At 73.0% G+C, this 15074-nt stretch carries 14 protein-coding genes; 6 read left to right on the top strand and 8 right to left on the bottom strand.

Going from position 1 to position 15074, the window contains the following annotated elements:
- Positions 1–77 precede the first annotated feature (77 nt).
- The 3 genes from ACIPFH_RS14690 to ACIPFH_RS14680 form a co-directional block, all read right to left on the bottom strand.
- A complete protein-coding gene (locus ACIPFH_RS14690) occupies positions 78–1220 on the bottom strand; it encodes an ABC transporter substrate-binding protein (RefSeq protein ID WP_401826344.1) in 1143 nt (380 codons plus the stop codon).
- 181 nt (positions 1221–1401) lie between these two features.
- The gene (locus tag ACIPFH_RS14685; RefSeq protein ID WP_401826343.1) at positions 1402–2388 is read right to left on the bottom strand and encodes a helix-turn-helix domain-containing protein; all 987 of its coding nucleotides are present in this window, start codon (positions 2386–2388) and stop codon (positions 1402–1404) included.
- A gap of 116 nt (positions 2389–2504) precedes the next feature.
- The gene (locus tag ACIPFH_RS14680; RefSeq protein WP_401826340.1) at positions 2505–3479 is read right to left on the bottom strand and encodes an alpha/beta hydrolase; all 975 of its coding nucleotides are present in this window, start codon (positions 3477–3479) and stop codon (positions 2505–2507) included.
- 250 nt (positions 3480–3729) lie between these two features.
- Here ACIPFH_RS14680 and ACIPFH_RS14675 point away from each other — a divergent pair, with 250 nt between their 5' ends.
- Positions 3730–4701, top strand: coding sequence for a TerC family protein (locus ACIPFH_RS14675; RefSeq protein WP_401826337.1), 972 nt, complete (start codon positions 3730–3732; stop codon positions 4699–4701).
- Here ACIPFH_RS14675 and ACIPFH_RS14670 read toward each other — a convergent pair.
- Both ACIPFH_RS14670 and ACIPFH_RS14665 read right to left on the bottom strand, forming a co-directional pair.
- Entirely contained in the window at positions 4691–5638 is a 948-nt protein-coding gene (locus tag ACIPFH_RS14670; RefSeq protein WP_401826335.1) for an FkbM family methyltransferase, read from the bottom strand. The genes ACIPFH_RS14675 and ACIPFH_RS14670 overlap by 11 nt on opposite strands.
- A 396-nt stretch (positions 5639–6034) precedes the next feature.
- Positions 6035–6598, bottom strand: coding sequence for an NAD(P)H-dependent oxidoreductase (locus ACIPFH_RS14665; protein WP_356263937.1), 564 nt, complete (start codon positions 6596–6598; stop codon positions 6035–6037).
- Positions 6599–6698: 100 nt separating this feature from the next.
- On the opposite strand from ACIPFH_RS14665, the gene ACIPFH_RS14660 reads away from it, so the two are divergent.
- A complete protein-coding gene (locus ACIPFH_RS14660) occupies positions 6699–7412 on the top strand; it encodes a TetR/AcrR family transcriptional regulator (protein ID WP_401826334.1) in 714 nt (237 codons plus the stop codon).
- Here ACIPFH_RS14660 and ACIPFH_RS14655 read toward each other — a convergent pair.
- Positions 7396–8523, bottom strand: a complete 1128-nt coding sequence (locus ACIPFH_RS14655) for an FAD-dependent oxidoreductase (protein WP_401826333.1) — start codon at positions 8521–8523, stop codon at positions 7396–7398. The two genes, ACIPFH_RS14660 and ACIPFH_RS14655, sit on opposite strands and share 17 nt — an antisense overlap.
- 37 nt (positions 8524–8560) lie before the next feature.
- Positions 8561–9232: a TetR/AcrR family transcriptional regulator gene (locus tag ACIPFH_RS14650; RefSeq protein ID WP_401826331.1), complete on the bottom strand. Its 672-nt coding sequence runs from the start codon at positions 9230–9232 to the stop codon at positions 8561–8563.
- Between the two features lie 128 nt (positions 9233–9360).
- Here ACIPFH_RS14650 and ACIPFH_RS14645 point away from each other — a divergent pair, with 128 nt between their 5' ends.
- The 3 genes from ACIPFH_RS14645 to ACIPFH_RS14635 are packed head-to-tail and all read left to right on the top strand — an operon-like array spanning position 9361 to position 13077.
- Positions 9361–10398, top strand: coding sequence for a LacI family DNA-binding transcriptional regulator (locus ACIPFH_RS14645; RefSeq protein WP_401826330.1), 1038 nt, complete (start codon positions 9361–9363; stop codon positions 10396–10398).
- 25 nt (positions 10399–10423) lie between these two features.
- Entirely contained in the window at positions 10424–11602 is a 1179-nt protein-coding gene (locus ACIPFH_RS14640; RefSeq protein ID WP_401826327.1) for a 4-hydroxybenzoate 3-monooxygenase, read from the top strand.
- A gap of 38 nt (positions 11603–11640) precedes the next feature.
- Positions 11641–13077: a benzaldehyde dehydrogenase gene (locus ACIPFH_RS14635; protein ID WP_401826325.1), complete on the top strand. Its 1437-nt coding sequence runs from the start codon at positions 11641–11643 to the stop codon at positions 13075–13077.
- 3 nt (positions 13078–13080) lie between these two features.
- Here ACIPFH_RS14635 and trxA read toward each other — a convergent pair whose 3' ends face one another.
- The gene (gene trxA, locus ACIPFH_RS14630) at positions 13081–13485 is read right to left on the bottom strand and encodes a thioredoxin (protein WP_356265163.1); all 405 of its coding nucleotides are present in this window, start codon (positions 13483–13485) and stop codon (positions 13081–13083) included.
- Between the two features lie 144 nt (positions 13486–13629).
- Here trxA and ACIPFH_RS14625 point away from each other — a divergent pair, with 144 nt between their 5' ends.
- The gene (locus ACIPFH_RS14625; RefSeq protein ID WP_401826323.1) at positions 13630–15048 is read left to right on the top strand and encodes a dihydrolipoyl dehydrogenase family protein; all 1419 of its coding nucleotides are present in this window, start codon (positions 13630–13632) and stop codon (positions 15046–15048) included.
- Positions 15049–15074 lie beyond the last annotated feature (26 nt).

The raw sequence follows: 15074 nt of genomic DNA, 5'->3' as shown, positions 1-15074 counted from the left end.
CGATGATCCGTTCGAACAGGGGGACCGAGTCTATCCGTCGGCTGTAGGGACCGTGTGAGGGCCGCGGGCGCCGGCCGTCACGCCCCCGGGTGCAGCCCGAGCACACCCGGCGTCGGGTCGCCCTCGACCTCGCCGAAGTACAGGGCGAACGTCTGCTTCAACCGCTCCACCCCGGCGCGGTCGGACATGAAACGGGGGAAGCCGTCGAGGTTGGCGTTGCGGTACTCCCAGACCGGCTTCAGACCGGCCGGGGGAGTGATGTCGGTGCGCACCGACCAGCCGTTGGGGGAGGTCTGGTTGGCCGTGGACAACTGCCAGTTGAGGTACAGCCGGGCGGCCGTGGTGTTCTTGGCCGCCTTGAGGATCGCCGCTCGCTGGCCCCAGGCCATGAACGGAGCGCTGTCCGGAACGACCCACTTCACGGGGCCGGTCGACAGGGGCGCCCCGCCGCCGCCGACGCCGATCGCGTACTGCCCGGTGCGCACGGCGTCGCCCGGTGAGTTGCTGCCGCGTGCGAACCGGACGTCCTGCGCGGCCAGGCGGGCCGCCCAGTCCCAGCCGTAGTGCTGGACGTACAGCGAGTACAGGAACAGCACGGCGTCGTCGTCGTGCGGGAACGACGACGCGATCCTCCCCTTCCACTTCGGGTCGAGCAGGTCCAGCGGGGTGCGCGGCGCGTCCGAGCCCACCGCGTCCGTCGCGTACATGAAACTGAACCCGATCACCCTGACCGCCACCCAAGCGCCCTGCGGGTCCCTGAACTTGTCGTAGAGCTTCGAGAACCCGGCCGGCTCGTAGCGCAGCAGACGGCCCTGGGCCTTCCAGCGGTCGAAGTCCTGCAGGGTCTGGAGCTGGACGACGTCGGGCACGAGGGTGTCGGTGGCGAGCTGGTTGTCGACCCGCACGTCGTGGTACTTGCTGTAGTCGACGATCAGTTTCAGGTCGATGCCCGGGAAGCGGGCCTTGAAGGCGGCCTTGGTGCCGTCCTGCTGGGTCGGGGTGTCCCCGCCGGCGTAGATGACGAGCTTGCCTCCTTCCGCGAGCGCGGCCCGGTACAGCTCGTCGAGCGACCTGGTCTCCTCGTCTCCGGAGGCCCGACGGGGAGCGGTCGGCGCCGTGGACGCGGCTGCCGGGGCGGCGGTGGCGCCGAGGGCGTTCAGACCGAGGGCGGCACCGGCGCCGGTGGCGAGCAGGCGCCTTCTGCTGGGGAGACTGGGCATGGCGGGGAGACCTCTTTCGAACGGTGAGGGGGGCGGGACCGGGCGCCACGGTCGAGGTCGATCCTGCCGCGCCCGGCGGTGCGCGCGCGTCGTCCGGATGGAGCGGACGACGCGCGTACGGTGCAATCCCCGTTCAACCGATCGGTTGAACGCTCCCGGCCCTCTTCAGCGAGGGGTGCCGCTACGGCCGCGCCAACCGCCGCATCGTCAGCGCGAGGTGCAGCCGGAGCCGGCCCTGGGGCGTGCGCACCGGCCACCCCAGCAGATGCTCGGCGTGGACCAGCCGGTCCTGGAGCGTGGAGTGGTGGACGTTCGCCTCGGCCGCCGCCGCCCGCAGACTCGCGGTGGCGGCGACGGCGTGCAGGGTGGTGAGCAGCCAGGGGGCGTCCGCGGCGGCCGCCTCGACCGCGTGGACGTCCGCCGGGGGTTCGGCGCCCGGCACGACGAGGTCGGCCAGCAGGGCGATGCCGCCGAGCTCGTCGGCGTACACGACCCGGGGGCCGGGGTCCTGTGCGGTGCCGTCCGCGGTGAAGCGGAGCGCGGTGCGGGCCGCGGCCCAGGAGCCGGGCAGATCCGGCACCGGCACGGCGGGCCCGATCCCCACCCGGCCGACCGGAACCGCGTCCGCGGCGTCCGCGGGCAGCACCCGGGGACGGCCGCCGGGCGTGGCCAGGGCACGGGCCGGAGCCGGACCGAGGCCGAGGCGACGGGCCGCGTGCAGCCGGGCCGGTTCGGCGGCCGTGGCGTCGAGGAGCGTCTCGACGAGGGCGGGATCGTCGAGCGGCGCCCGTCCGCGGGTGCGGTCGAGCACGACGCGTGCCGCGCCGGCCGCCCGTTCCAGGATCACGGCGTCCACGACGCTGGGTGTCGCACCGGCGCGCTCCAGCCACAGCGCCGGAGCGCCGTCGGGCGTCAGCGCGACGGACGGCCAGTGCGGGTCCGGCGGCAGATCAGTGTCGCGGCGTGTGCCGTCGGGCTCCACCCGGACCCTCACCCGCCGGTCGGCGTCGACGAGCCGCGCGGCCACCCCGGCGAGCACCGCGGCCCCGCGCACCAGTGCCTCCACCCCGGCCCGGGACTCGGCCAGCCGGTCGAAGTAGGCGATGACGCGCACGGCGGCCCCGGCGTCCGGGTCCAGCGCGGTCAGGCGCCCGGCCAGCTCTTTCATACGGCCATGATGCGCCAGGCGAGCGCCGAACAGGAGGGGCGCGGCCAACGCTTCCGATCGGGAACCGGCAGCGAACGTCGGTTGCGAGCGATCCGGTGCGGCGGCCCGGCCGCGCCCTACTCCGCGAGCAGCCTGCGCAGCCAGTCCAGGTGGGCCGCCCGGGCCGACTTCGACAGGGTGGCCTGCGGCGCGAAGCCGTCGAAGCCGTGGAAACCGCCCGGCCAGACGTGCAGTTCCGCGACCCCGCCGGCCTGCCAGATCCGGGAGGCGTAGGCGACGACCTCGTCCCGGAACGTCTCGGCGGAGCCCACGTCGAGGAAGGCCGGCGGCAGCCCGGAGAGGTCCTCGGCACGGGCGGGGGCCGCGTACGGGGAGACGTCCGGGCCGCCGCGCCGCTCACCGAGCAGGGCCGTCCACCCGGTCTCGTTGGCCGTGCGGTCCCAGACGCCGAGGCCCGCCATCTGGTGGGAGGAGAAGGTGTCGTTGCGGTCGTCCAGCATCGGACACTCCAGCAACTGGCCGAGCAGCCGCGGACCCCCGCGGTCGCGCAGCAGCAGGGCGAGCGCGGCGCACAGTCCGCCGCCCGCGCTGGCCCCGGCGATCACGATCCGCTCGGGGTCCGCGCCCAGCTCCTTCGCGTGCTCCGCCGTCCACAGCAGACCGGCGTACACGTCCTCGACGGGCGCCGGGTGCGGGTGCTCGGGCGCGAGGCGGTACTCCACCGAGACCACGACCATGTCCAGCTCGCGCGCCCAGTCCAGCGCCATGTCCACGCCGACCCGGTTGTTGCCGAGGACCATGCCGCCGCCGTGCACGTGGTAGACGACCGGACGGGGGCGGTCCGGGGCCGGTGACGTGGGCCGGCAGATCAGCAGCGAGATCTCGGGGGAGTCCTGGGGCCCCGGCACCGTCCGGTCCTCGACCTCGAAGGCCCCGTCCAGGGTGAGGTCGAGTTCGGCGAGCAGGCTGATCCCCGGCCCCTGACGGACGGCCTCGATGTCCTCGGGGGCCAGCCCCGGCTGGATCATCTCCCCGATGAGTTCCAGGGCGGCGGCGAGCTCGGGGTCGAAGGGCGGTGGCACGGACGTCATGGGCTTCTCCTCACGCGGAGCGCAGAGCGTGGGTGCGCGGCGGCTCGTGCGGCCCATGATCGGCGCACCCGCCACCCGGCCGAGCACCGCCGTACGGCGGAACCTGCCCGCCGTTCGGCGGGTGACAGCCGCGCCCCCGCCCCGGCAGCTTGCCAGGAGATGACCTGTTGTTCACGTGTGAGGGGTGGAACGAACCGGTCACGGCCGACAACGATTTTCACCCCCCCCACAGGTATCAGGAGCAACATCAGTGAACGTCTCGCTCTTCGTCTGGTCGGCTACGGTCGCCGCGCTGTGCGCGCTCGTCGCCGTCGACTTCCTCATCGGCCGCAAACCGCACGACGTCTCGGTGCGGGAGGCCGGGATCTGGACGGTCGTCTGGGTCGTCCTGGCCTGTCTGTTCGGCCTCGGCCTGCTCCTCTTCGGCGGCGCCGAGCCGACGGGGGAGTTCTTCGCGGGTTACATCACCGAGAAGTCGCTGAGCGTGGACAACCTCTTCGTGTTCGTGCTGATCATGGGGAAGTTCACGGTGCCCTCGCAGTACCAGCAACGGGTGCTGATGGTGGGCGTGCTGGTGGCCCTCGTGCTGCGCGCGCTGTTCATCGCCGCGGGCGCGGCGATCATCTCGACGTTCTCCTGGGTGTTCTACCTGTTCGGAGCCTTCCTGATCTGGACGGCGTGGAAGCTGGTCCAGGACGCCGGGAAGGGCGCGCACGGGGACGAGTACGAGGAGAACAAGCTGCTCAAAGCCGTGGAGAGGCGTTTCGGCGTGGCCGACCGCTATCACGGTACGAAGCTGTGGATCGAGCAGAACGGCAAGCGGGTCATGACCCCGATGCTCGTCGTGATGCTCGCGATCGGCTCCACCGACGTGCTGTTCGCGCTCGACTCGATCCCCGCCATCTACGGGCTGACCGAGGACCCGTACATCGTGTTCACCGCCAACGCCTTCGCGCTCATGGGTCTGCGGCAGCTGTACTTCCTCATCGGCGGTCTGCTGAAGAAGCTGGTCCACCTCAGCTACGGCCTGTCGATCATCCTCGGCTTCATCGGCGTCAAGCTGCTGCTGCACGCGCTGCACGAGTCCGGGGTGCACGTGCCCGAGATCGGCATCCCCTTCTCGCTCGGCTTCATCGTGCTCGTCCTCGCGGTCACGACCTTCACCAGCCTGCGGGTCTCCGGGCGGCAGGAGAAGGCCGTGGGGGACGGCTCTACCGTGTAGGCGCCGCGTCCGCGCGCATCATCACGCAGTCGAACTCGATCACCCGGCCCGTGGTCGCCTCGCGCGTCACCGGGTACATGCCGGTGATGCCGAAACCGGCGGCCTCGTACACCGCCACGGCCTCGCCCATCCCGGGGCTGCCCTCGTACAGTTTCAGCACCGCGACCTCAGACTGCATCCCCACGAACTCGGTGATCCGTTCCCCGGCGCCGGCGAACACCTCGAGGTCGTAGCCCTGGGTGTCCATCTTGAGGAAGGGGCGTGGGCCGGCGAGGCCGTCCAGCGCCTCGGCCATGACCTCGTCCAGCCGGCGGACGCGGATCTCCTCGGTGTCGGCCTTGGCGAACCGGCTGTAGCGGTCCTTGCCGTAGTCACTGGCCGGCAGCAGGGAGTTCATCGTCTTCCAGCCGATGTGGATCTCGGCCGTCGTCTCCTCGCGGCCCAGTCCGCACTGGTACACGTGCCAGTCGGGGTCGTCCGCGGCGGCCTTCTCCAGCCGGGCGAACGTCTCCGAGGTGGGCTCGAAGGACACGATCCGGCCGGTGTAGCCGAGGCCGCGCAGCCGCTTGGCGTACTGGCCGCTGTTGGCGCCCACGTCGAAGACGCAGTTCACGGCGTACAGCTCCAGCATCGCGGTCACGTGCTGGGTGCAGAGGTACTCGGCGGCCGCCAGCTGGAGTCTGCGCTCGTCCTTCCCGCCCGCGGCCTCCATGAGGAGCACCGCGCCGGTGTCGCCCAGCCGCACGGCGCTGCCCTCGGCGGCCTCGGACCGCGCCCCCTCCCTGGTCCGCCGCAGCACCCAGGTGTCCTTGTCGGCGCGGGTCCCCCGGTACGAACCGCCGCGCCGCGAGACCACCGCCGTCCCCGGCCCGAGGTCGGTCACCTGGACGCCGATACGGGGCATCAGGTCGAGAAGTCGTCGATAAAGGGTCTGCATCTCCCCAGCCCTATCAGACGCGACGAGGAGCGGTCTGCGGCTTGAACGACATTCGCCGATCCGGTTACCCGCCGGAAACGCCCGAGCCGGTCCGGCCGGTGTGCGCGGCCGGTGTGTCCGAGGGCGTCCCATGATGTCGAGAGCGCTCCGGGGTCCGGCGTCGCCGGAGCCGGCCCGGGACCATCGACGCGGTGGTTTTCGTGCCGTGGCCGGGGAGGCGGCCGACCGGACCGGGGGTTTCGCGGCGCCCGCCGTGGGGCGGCCGGCCGAGCTGGACCGACCGGAGCGAGGGCCGCATGCCGAAGGGGTCCGGAAACCGCTCCGGACCCCTTCACCGCTCTCGTGCTGCCGCGCCGTTGCCGGTGCGGCGTTGCACCGCGGCGTCGGTCAGGGCCGTCAGGCGGCCGCGACCTCGCCCGCGTGGCCCTGCAGACGGGCCACGACCTCGGTCAGCTGGGCGGCGACCTCGGCGTCGTCCACCGGGTGGGTCTCGGCGAAACGGGTCAGCGAGCCCGGGACGGAGAGCTTGAGGTCCTCGATGACCTTGCCGCCGGCGATGCCCACGGCCTTGCGGGCCTCGTCCTGGGCCCATACGCCGCCGAACTGGCCGAAGGCGGTGCCGACCACGGCGACGGGCTTGCCGCCGAAGGCGCCGGCGCCGTACGGGCGGGACAGCCAGTCGATGGCGTTCTTCAGCACGGCCGGGATGGTGCCGTTGTACTCGGGGGAGACGAGCAGGAAGGCGTCGGAGGCCTGGGCGGCGGCACGCAGCTTCACGGCGGCCGCCGGGACGCTGCCCTCGGCGTCGAGGTCCTCGTTGTAGAACGGGATCTCGGCGAGGCCCTCGAAGAGGTCGACCTCGGCGCCCTCGGGAGCGAGCTTGACGGCCGCCTCGGCGAGCTGGCGGTTGGTCGAACCGGCGCGAAGGCTGCCGACGAGCGCGAGGATGCGGACAGACATGAGTACTCCCAGGGGCTGAAACAGTGCTGTTACAAATCCGGACCGAGGTCCGTTTAATGTTCTAGCACCCTAACCGGACCACGGTCCAGTTTCATTCCCGATGCTTTACGCTGAGTTCATGTCCGTAGTTCTGCCTCCCTTGCCGGAGCCCGAGGAGAGCGCGACCGGGTCCGACCTGCTGCAACTGGGGCCGGCCGGCGACGAGCCGTGCCTGCGTGCCGACGCGGCCCGTAACCGGGCCAGGCTGCTGGACGCGGCCGCCCGCCTGATCGCCGAGCACGGCGCGGCCGGGGTCACCATGGAGGCGGTCGCGACCGCGGCGAACGTGGGCAAGGGCACGGTGTTCCGCCGCTTCGGCGACCGCACCGGACTGCTGACCGCGCTCCTGGACCACTCGGAGAGGAATTTCCAGGCCGCGTTCCTGAGCGGCCCCGCGCCCCTGGGGCCGGGCGCCGGGCCCGTGGAGCGACTGAGGGCGTTCGGCGTCGCCATGCTGAGGCGCTCCGCCGACGAACTGGACCTGCAACTGGCGGCCGAGCCCGGACCGGACCGCCGGTACTCCGTGCCCCCGCGCCGCGTGCATCACAGCCATGTGGCGCTGCTGCTGCGCCAGGCCCTGCCCGACGCGGACGCCGAACTGCTGGCACACACGCTGCTGGGTTATCTCAACCCGGTCCTCGTCCACCACCTCACCCGGCAGTGCGGCATGCCGTCGGCGCGGTTGGAGGCCGGCTGGAGCGAACTCGTCGACCGGGTGACGAGCGGAGCGACGAGCGGCGTGACGGGTCGGACGCCGGTCAGGGCCGCGCCGTGAAGAGGTCGACGACGGCCTGCGGCGCGTCCTCGGCGAACAGGGCCACGCTGCTCTGCGCGGACGCGGCCGCGGCCGCCGCGCTGCGCGGGAACAGCTTCTCCTCGTAGGCGGCCAGCGCCGCCTCGCGCTCACCCGGAAGCGCGGCCAGGGCGAGGCCCAGTTCGGCGCCGTCCAGCATCGCGAGGTTGGCGCCCTCGCCCGCGAACGGCGACATCAGGTGGGCGGCGTCGCCGAGCAGGGTGACGCCGGGGACGCGGTCCCAGCGGTGACCGACCGGCAGCGCGTGGATCAGGCGCGGCACCAGCGGCCCGTCGGCGTCGGCGACCAGCGCCCGCAGGCTCTTGTCCCAGTCCGCGAAGTGCTCCAGGACGTATCCCGTGGCCGCCTCCACGTCGTTGAAGTCGACGCCGTCCGCCCAGTCCTCGGCGACCCGCAGGGCGGTGTAGACGTGCAGGCTGCCGTCGGGTTCGTGGTGGGCGAGGAAGCCCTTGCCTGCGCCGAGCGCCAACAGGAATCCGCCGCCGACCACCCCGGCGCTCACCGGATGGCGTTCGTCCGCCTTCAGCAGGTCCGTCTCGACGAACGACACACCCGTGTACGCGGGGCGGGCGTCGGAGAGCAGCGGCCGGATCCGTGACCAGGCTCCGTCGGCGCCGACCAGCAGGTCCGTGGTGAAGGCCGAGCCGTCTTCCAGGGTCACCTCGTGCCGCCCGTCGCCCAGTGCCCGCGCACCGGTGACCTTCGCGCCCCAGCGGACCGTGCCGCCGGGCAGCGAGCCCAGCAACAGGTCGCGCAGGGCGCCCCGGTCGACCTCGGGGCGCTCGCCCGCCCCGTCGTCGGCCGCCTCGAAGCGGACCACCGCGTCCTTGTCGAGGACCCGGGTCGCCTGGCCGCCGGGAAGGATCAGCGCCCGGAACTCCTCGTGCAGTCCGGCGGCGCGCAGCGCCTCCTGGCCGGAGTCCGCGTGGATGTCGAGCATGCCGCCCTGGGTGCGGGCGGCGGGGGAGGCGTCCAGGTCGAAGACGGCGGCCTCGACGCCGTGCACCCGCAGTACGCGGGCGAGGGTGAGGCCGCCGAGTCCGGCGCCGATGATCGCTACGGGATGGTGCACGATTCCTCCTGTGGTCGTCCGTGGTCGTCCGTGGTCGTCATTGCGGTACGGCGGTCCGCTCGATGCCGCTGATCAGTGCCTGGAGCCCCCAGGAGAGGCGGGCCTCGGGCGGACCCGACAGCAGCGGTCCGGCGAGGCGCGCGAGGTGCGGGTGGGTCCGCTCCGACGCCTCGCGCACCGCGTGCCGCAGGGCGTCCCAGTCCTCCTGGGAGGCCTCGTCGGCGTGTTCGGCAGCGGTCGCGGTGGCGTGCTGGAGGAGCAGGTCGACACCCCACGCGGCCTGGGCGGGCGGCACCCCGCCCTCGTCGAGCAGGGCCAGCAGGGTCTCGATCAGGCCCAGGTAGTGGGGGCCGCTGGGCCGGGCGGTGAGCGCCGAGCGGGCGAGATCCGGGTAGGCGAAGAGCATCGCGGTGTACGAGGTGAGCACCCCTTCCAGCCGCTCGCGCCAGCTTCCCCCGGCCGGGGCCGGCCCGACCGTGCCGAGCAGCTCGTCCAGTACGGCCGCGTGCAGCTCGGCCGTGTTGCGGACGTACACGTACAGGGAGGCCGGGCCGGTGTCGAGTTCCTCGGCCAGGCGCCGCATGGTCAGCCTGCGCAGGCCTTCGGCGCGCAGCACCGCCACGGCGGCGGCCACGATGCCCTCCCTGGTCAGAGCGGGCTTGGCCGGACGCTCACGGCGACTGCGCGGGGTGTCGGGGCGTGCTGTCATGCCTCCACCGTAACGAACATGTTCGTAGCGAACAAGTACGGCACGAACATGTTCGTCGACAGGGCGTCGGATCCCGGTGTCCCCCGCCCGCAACCTCGCTCACAGCTTCTGCCAAGATGCCGTACGTCATGGTGCAGATACCGAACACGCCCGCGCCGACGCAGTCGCCGGCACCGCGCCCCGTGCCCACGAGCGCCGACGTGGCCCGCCTGGCCGGCGTCTCGCGCGCGACCGTCTCCTACGTCCTGAACAACGCCAGCGCCGTACGCATCAGCGAACCCACCCGTCGCCGTGTCCACGAGGCCGCCAAGGAACTCGGGTACGTGCCCCACGCGGCCGCCCGCACCCTGCGGGCCGGACACAGCCGCATGGTCCTGATGCCCACCCTGCCCGTCCCGGCGGGCCCGCTCTACTCCCGGTTCGTGCACGAGTTCCAGGGGGCGCTGAGCCGCCTCGACTACACCGTCGTCCAGTACGGCGCCACCGGTCTGCGCGGTGACGACGCCGCCCGGGCCTGGGCCGAACTGCGGCCCGTCGCCGTGCTGGTGCCCGGCCCAGGCATCGGCCCGGAAGGCGTCGCGGTCCTCAAGAGGTCCGGTGCCCGGGCCGTGGTGACCCTCAGCCCCGTGGCGGTCGAGGGCGCCCGCGCGGTGCACCTGGACCACGCCGACGTCGGCCGCAGCGCCGCCGGGCACCTGTACGCCCGCGGCCGCCGCCGGATCGGCGTGGTCGTCCCGGCCGAGCGCGGCATGGAGATCTTCTCCGCGCCCCGCCTGGCCGGCTCCCGGGAGGTGCTGGACGGCACGGACGCCACGGTCACCGAGCTGCCCCTGGCCTTCACGGAGGAGTCGGCGGCCGCCCTCGCCGCCCGCTGGCCCGCCCTCGGCCTCGACGGCGTGTTCGCCTACAACGACGAGTACGCCATGCTGCTGATGCGCGCTCTCCAGGACGAGGGCGTACGCGTCCCCGAGGACGTCGCCGTCATCGGTGCCGACGACCTGATGCTCGGGCGGCTGCTGCGCCCCAGGCTGAGCACCGTCCGGATCGAGCTGCCCTCCGGCCGCGACCTCGCCTCGCTCGTCGACCGGGCGGTCCGCAGCCCCGCGGCCGCCCCCGAGTCGCACGAGCCGCTCGGAGCCACCGTGGTGCAGCGCGACTCCACCTGAACTACGGTCCCAGGGGAGGCATGCCATGCGTACGACGGTCGGCATCATCGGCGGCGGCCCCGCGGGGCTGCTCCTCGCCCGCCTGCTGCACCGCGCGGGCGTCGACTGCGTGGTCCTGGAGAGCAGGACGAGGCAGTACGTGCGGCGGCGCCAGCGGGCCGGGATGCTGGAGCAGGGCACGGTCGACGCCCTGCGTGCGGCCGGCGCCGCCGCCCGGCTCGACACCGAGGGCCTGGTGCACCATGGCATCGAGCTGCGCTTCGAGAGGGAACGCCACCGCCTCGACTTCCCCGTCCTCACCGGCGGTCGCACGGTCACGATCTACGCCCAGACGGAGATCGTCAAGGATCTCGTCGCCCTCCAACTCGCCGACGGGCCACCGCTGTTGTTCGAAGCGGAGGCGCTCGCCGTGGAGGACCCGCAGAGCCGGGCGCCCGTCGTACGGTTCCGCCACGAGGGCCGCGAGCGGACGCTCGCCTGCGAGTGGGTCGTCGGCTGCGACGGCTCGCACGGCGTCGCAGCCGGCGCCTTCCCGGCCGCCGCCTGCCGGACCTACACCCACGACTATCCCTACTCCTGGCTCGGCATCCTCGCCGAAGTGCCGCCCTCCTGCGACGAGTTGATCTACGCCCACCACGCACGCGGCTTCGCCCTGCACAGCATGCGCCCGCCCCGCTTCTCCCGGCTCTACCTCCAAGTCCCCAACGGCACCGGGCTGGAGGACTGGCCGGACGACCGGATCTGGGACGAACTCGACACCCGCTTCACCGTCGACGCCGACTGGACGCTGCGCCGCGGCCCGGTCACCGCCAAGTCCGTGACGCCGATGCGCAGCCTCGTCCACGAGCCGATGCGCCACGGCCGGCTGCTGCTCGCCGGGGACGCCGCCCACATCGTCCCGCCCACCGGGGCCAAGGGTCTCAACCTCGCCGTCTCGGACGTCCGGCTGCTCGCCATGGCCTTCACCGAACTGCACGCCGACGGCTCGACGCGGCTGCTGGACGGGTACTCGGACCTGTGCCTGCAACGTGTGTGGCAGGCGACCCGTTTTTCCGACGACATGACTAGGATGTTGCACGCTCAACCAGATGGAGATGCGTTCGACCATCGGATGCAGCTCGCCCGGCTGCGCCGGATCACCGCATCCCGCCACGCCGCCGCCGAACTGGCGGCCAACTACACGGGACTTCGCCTCCCGCTGTGAGAGCCGCGAGTCCCGCGGGACACCGATCGGAGAGCCCCATGCCGTTGCTCGACCCCAAGAACTGGCAGTCCCGCACCCTGTCGGGCCCTCGGTACACCGTCACCGAGCCCGCCACCGGTGACCCGCTGGGCACGGTGTTCCTGGCCGGTGGCGAGGACGTCCGCCCGGCCGCCGAGACCGCCCGCGCCGCCCAGACCGAGTGGGCCCGCCTGCCCCACTTCGTCCGCGCCGGAGTGCTGCGCAAGGCCGGCGACCTGTTCACCGCGCACGCCGACGAACTGCGCGAGTGGATCGTCCGCGAGTCCGGATCCGTGGCCGGCAAGGCCGACTTCGAACTGCACGTCGCCGCCCAGGAGTGCTACGAGGCCGCCGCCCTCGCCTCCCGCCCGGCCGGACAGGTCCTGCCCAGCGAGGCCCCCCGGCTGTCCTACACCCGGCGCGTGCCCGTCGGCGTCGTGGGCGTGATCTCCCCGTTCAACGCCCCGCTGATCCTGTCGATCCGCTCCGTCGCGCCCGCCCTCGCGCTCGGCAACGCGGTCGTGCTCAAGCCGGACCCGCGTACCGCGGTGTGCGGCGGGCTCGCCCTGGCCGCGGTCTTCGCGGAGGCCGGCCTGCCCGAGGGCCTGCTGCACATCCTCCCGGGCGGCGCCGAGACCGGCGCCGCCCTGGTCGCCGACCCGCACGTGCCGGTCATCTCCTTCACCGGATCCACCGGCGCCGGACGGGCGGTGGGCGAGGCCGCCGGACGCCACCTCAAGCGGGCCCACCTGGAACTCGGCGGCAACTCCGCCCTGATCGTGCTGGAGGACGCCGACCTGGACGCGGTGATCTCCACGGCGGCCTGGGGCTCGTTCTTCCACCAGGGCCAGATCTGCATGACCACCGGCCGCCACCTGGTGCACGCCTCCCTCTACGAGGAGTACGTCGAGCGGCTCGCGGCCAAGGCCGACGCCCTCGCCGTCGGCGACCCGCACCGCGCGCAGGTCCACCTCGGTCCGCTCATCGACAACGGCCAACTCGCCAAGGTGCACGGCCTGGTGGAGGCAAGCACCGCGGCCGGCGCGAAGCTCGCCGCGGGCGGCACGCACGACAGCCTCTTCTACCGGCCGACCGTCCTCGCGGGCGTCGACGACGACACCCCCGCCTACGCGGAGGAGGTCTTCGGCCCGGTGGCCCCCGTACGCTCCTTCACCACGCCGGACGAGGCGGCGGCCCTGGCCGCCCGCAGCTCCTACGGCCTCTCGCTCGGCATCGTCACCCGGGACCCCGCCCGCGGCCTCGACCTCGCCGAACGCATCCCGACCGGCATCGTGCACATCAACGACCAGACGGTGAACGACGAAGCGGTCGCCCCCTTCGGCGGGGTCGCCGCCTCGGGCACCGGCGCCCGCTTCGGCGGCGAGGCCAACCTGGAGGCCTTCACCGACGTGCGCTGGACGACGGTGCGCGGGGACGTGGCGCCGTACCCCTTCTAGGGGTTACTCGCCCTGAGCGGCCGGGGAACCGTCGGCCTCGGCCTTGGCCTGCTGCTCCTCGATGGACTTGCGGACCTCGTCCATGTCCAGCTTGCGCGCCTGTCCGATGACGTCCGTGAGGGCGGCCTCGGGCAGGGCGCCCGGCTGGGCGAACACGGCGACCCGGTCCCGCACGATCATCAGCGTCGGGATCGACTGGATCCCGAAGGCCGCGGCCAGCTCCGGCTGCGCCTCGGTGTCCACCTTGCCGAACACCAGGTCCGGGTTCTCCTCCGCCGCCTTGTCGTAGACCGGGGCGAACTGCCTGCACGGGCCGCACCAGGTCGCCCAGAAGTCGATCAGGACGAAGTCGTTGTCGGTGACCGTCTGGTCGAAGTTCTCCTTGGTGAGCTCCACGGTGCTGCTCATGACGTGATTCCCTCTTCCCGATGCTTCCTGCCAGGGGTCCCCTGACAAGCGGTGAAGCCGTTGGCGACAACACGGCCGGCCGGACGCGTATTCCGCGCCCCTACCCGTGTGGCCACGCCGCACACCACCCACCAGACTGACCCCATGACGGAATCGGAAACCAACACGTACGACGTCGTGGTGCTCGGGGCCGGGCCCGTGGGGGAGAACGTCGCCGACCGCACCCGTGCGGCCGGCCTCACCACCGCGGTCGTGGAGAGCGAACTCGTCGGCGGCGAGTGCTCGTACTGGGCCTGTATGCCCAGCAAGGCCCTGCTGCGCCCGGTGATCGCCCGCGCGGACGCCCGGCGGCTGCCCGGCCTGCGACAGGCGGTCCAGGGCCCGCTGGACACGGCGGAGATCCTCGCCCGCCGCAACTGGTTCACCGGCGACTGGACGGACGACGGTCAGGTCGACTGGCTGAAGAGCATCGGCGCGGACCTCCACCGCGGCCACGGCAGACTGACCGGCCCGCGCACGGTGACGGTGGGGGACAGGACGCTCACGGCCCGCCACGCGGTCGTCGTCGCCACCGGTACCCGCGCCGCACTGCCCGACCTGCCGGGCCTCGCCGAGGTCCGGCCATGGACGAGCCGGGAAGCCACCAGCGCCCAGTCCGCGCCCGGGCGGCTCGTCGTGGTCGGCGGGGGAGTCGTCGCCACCGAGATGGCCACCGCCTGGCAGGCCCTCGGCTCGCAGGTCACCCTCCTGGTGCGGGGCAAGGGCCTGCTCGACCGGATGGAGCCGTTCGCGGGCGAACTGGTCGCCGAGGCGCTCACCGAGGCCGGCGCGGACGTGCGCACGGGCACCTCGGTGGCCTCGGTGACCCGCTCCGACGGCGCGGTCGTGGTCGTCACCGACACCGGCGAACGCATCGAGGCCGACGAGATCCTCTTCGCCGTCGGCCGCGCCCCGCGCACCGATGACATCGGCCTGGAGTCGGTCGGCCTGGCGCCCGGCTCCTGGCTCACCGTCGACGACAGCCTGCGCGTCACCGGCACCGACTGGCTCTACGGCGTGGGCGACGTCAACCACCGCGCTCTCCTCACCCACCAGGGCAAGTACCAGGCCCGGGTCGCGGGCGCCGCCATCGCCGCCCGCGCCGCCGGAACGCCCCTGACGGAGACCGACCCGTGGAGCGCCCACGCCGCCACGGCCGACCACGAGTCCGTCCCCCAGGTCGTCTTCACCGACCCGGAGGCGGCCGCCGTCGGCCTCTCGCTCGCCGAGGCGGAGGCGGCCGGACACCGGGTGCGGGCCGTCGACGTCGACATGTCCTCGGTGGCCGGCGCGGGCCTGTACGCCGAGGGCTACAAGGGCCGCGCCCGGATGGTCGTCGACCTGGAGCGGGAGATCCTGCGCGGGGTCACCTTCGTCGGACCCGGCGTCGGCGAGCTGATCCACTCCGCGACCGTCGCCGTGGCCGGCCAGGTGCCGCTCGCCCGCCTGTGGCACGCGGTCCCGTCCTATCCCACGCTCAGCGAGGTGTGGCTGCGACTGCTGGAGGCGTACCGGGACAACTGACACCACGACGCCGAACGGCCCCGCCG

Origin of the sequence: Streptomyces sp. NPDC088157 (assembly GCF_044741545.1) — a bacterium.
Lineage (GTDB): Bacteria > Actinomycetota > Actinomycetes > Streptomycetales > Streptomycetaceae > Streptomyces.
The sequence above is the reverse complement of the archived record's forward strand: the minus strand, read 5'-3'. Positions and strand labels throughout refer to the sequence as shown.

Excerpts from the sequence above, each read along its gene's own strand:
- ACIPFH_RS14685 (WP_401826343.1), bottom strand. The coding sequence starts at position 2,388 with ATGAAAGAGCTGGCCGGGCGCCTGACCGCGCTGGACCCGGACGCCGGG.
- ACIPFH_RS14665 (WP_356263937.1), bottom strand. The coding sequence starts at position 6,598 with ATGTCTGTCCGCATCCTCGCGCTCGTCGGCAGCCTTCGCGCCGGTTCG.
- ACIPFH_RS14650 (WP_401826331.1), bottom strand. The coding sequence starts at position 9,232 with ATGACAGCACGCCCCGACACCCCGCGCAGTCGCCGTGAGCGTCCGGCC.
- ACIPFH_RS14660 (WP_401826334.1), top strand. The coding sequence starts at position 6,699 with ATGCTTTACGCTGAGTTCATGTCCGTAGTTCTGCCTCCCTTGCCGGAG.
- ACIPFH_RS14690 (WP_401826344.1), bottom strand. The coding sequence starts at position 1,220 with ATGCCCAGTCTCCCCAGCAGAAGGCGCCTGCTCGCCACCGGCGCCGGT.
- trxA (WP_356265163.1), bottom strand. The coding sequence starts at position 13,485 with ATGAGCAGCACCGTGGAGCTCACCAAGGAGAACTTCGACCAGACGGTC.
- ACIPFH_RS14645 (WP_401826330.1), top strand. The coding sequence starts at position 9,361 with ATGGTGCAGATACCGAACACGCCCGCGCCGACGCAGTCGCCGGCACCG.
- ACIPFH_RS14640 (WP_401826327.1), top strand. The coding sequence starts at position 10,424 with ATGCGTACGACGGTCGGCATCATCGGCGGCGGCCCCGCGGGGCTGCTC.
- ACIPFH_RS14635 (WP_401826325.1), top strand. The coding sequence starts at position 11,641 with ATGCCGTTGCTCGACCCCAAGAACTGGCAGTCCCGCACCCTGTCGGGC.
- ACIPFH_RS14625 (WP_401826323.1), top strand. The coding sequence starts at position 13,630 with ATGACGGAATCGGAAACCAACACGTACGACGTCGTGGTGCTCGGGGCC.
- ACIPFH_RS14670 (WP_401826335.1), bottom strand. The coding sequence starts at position 5,638 with ATGCAGACCCTTTATCGACGACTTCTCGACCTGATGCCCCGTATCGGC.
- ACIPFH_RS14680 (WP_401826340.1), bottom strand. The coding sequence starts at position 3,479 with ATGACGTCCGTGCCACCGCCCTTCGACCCCGAGCTCGCCGCCGCCCTG.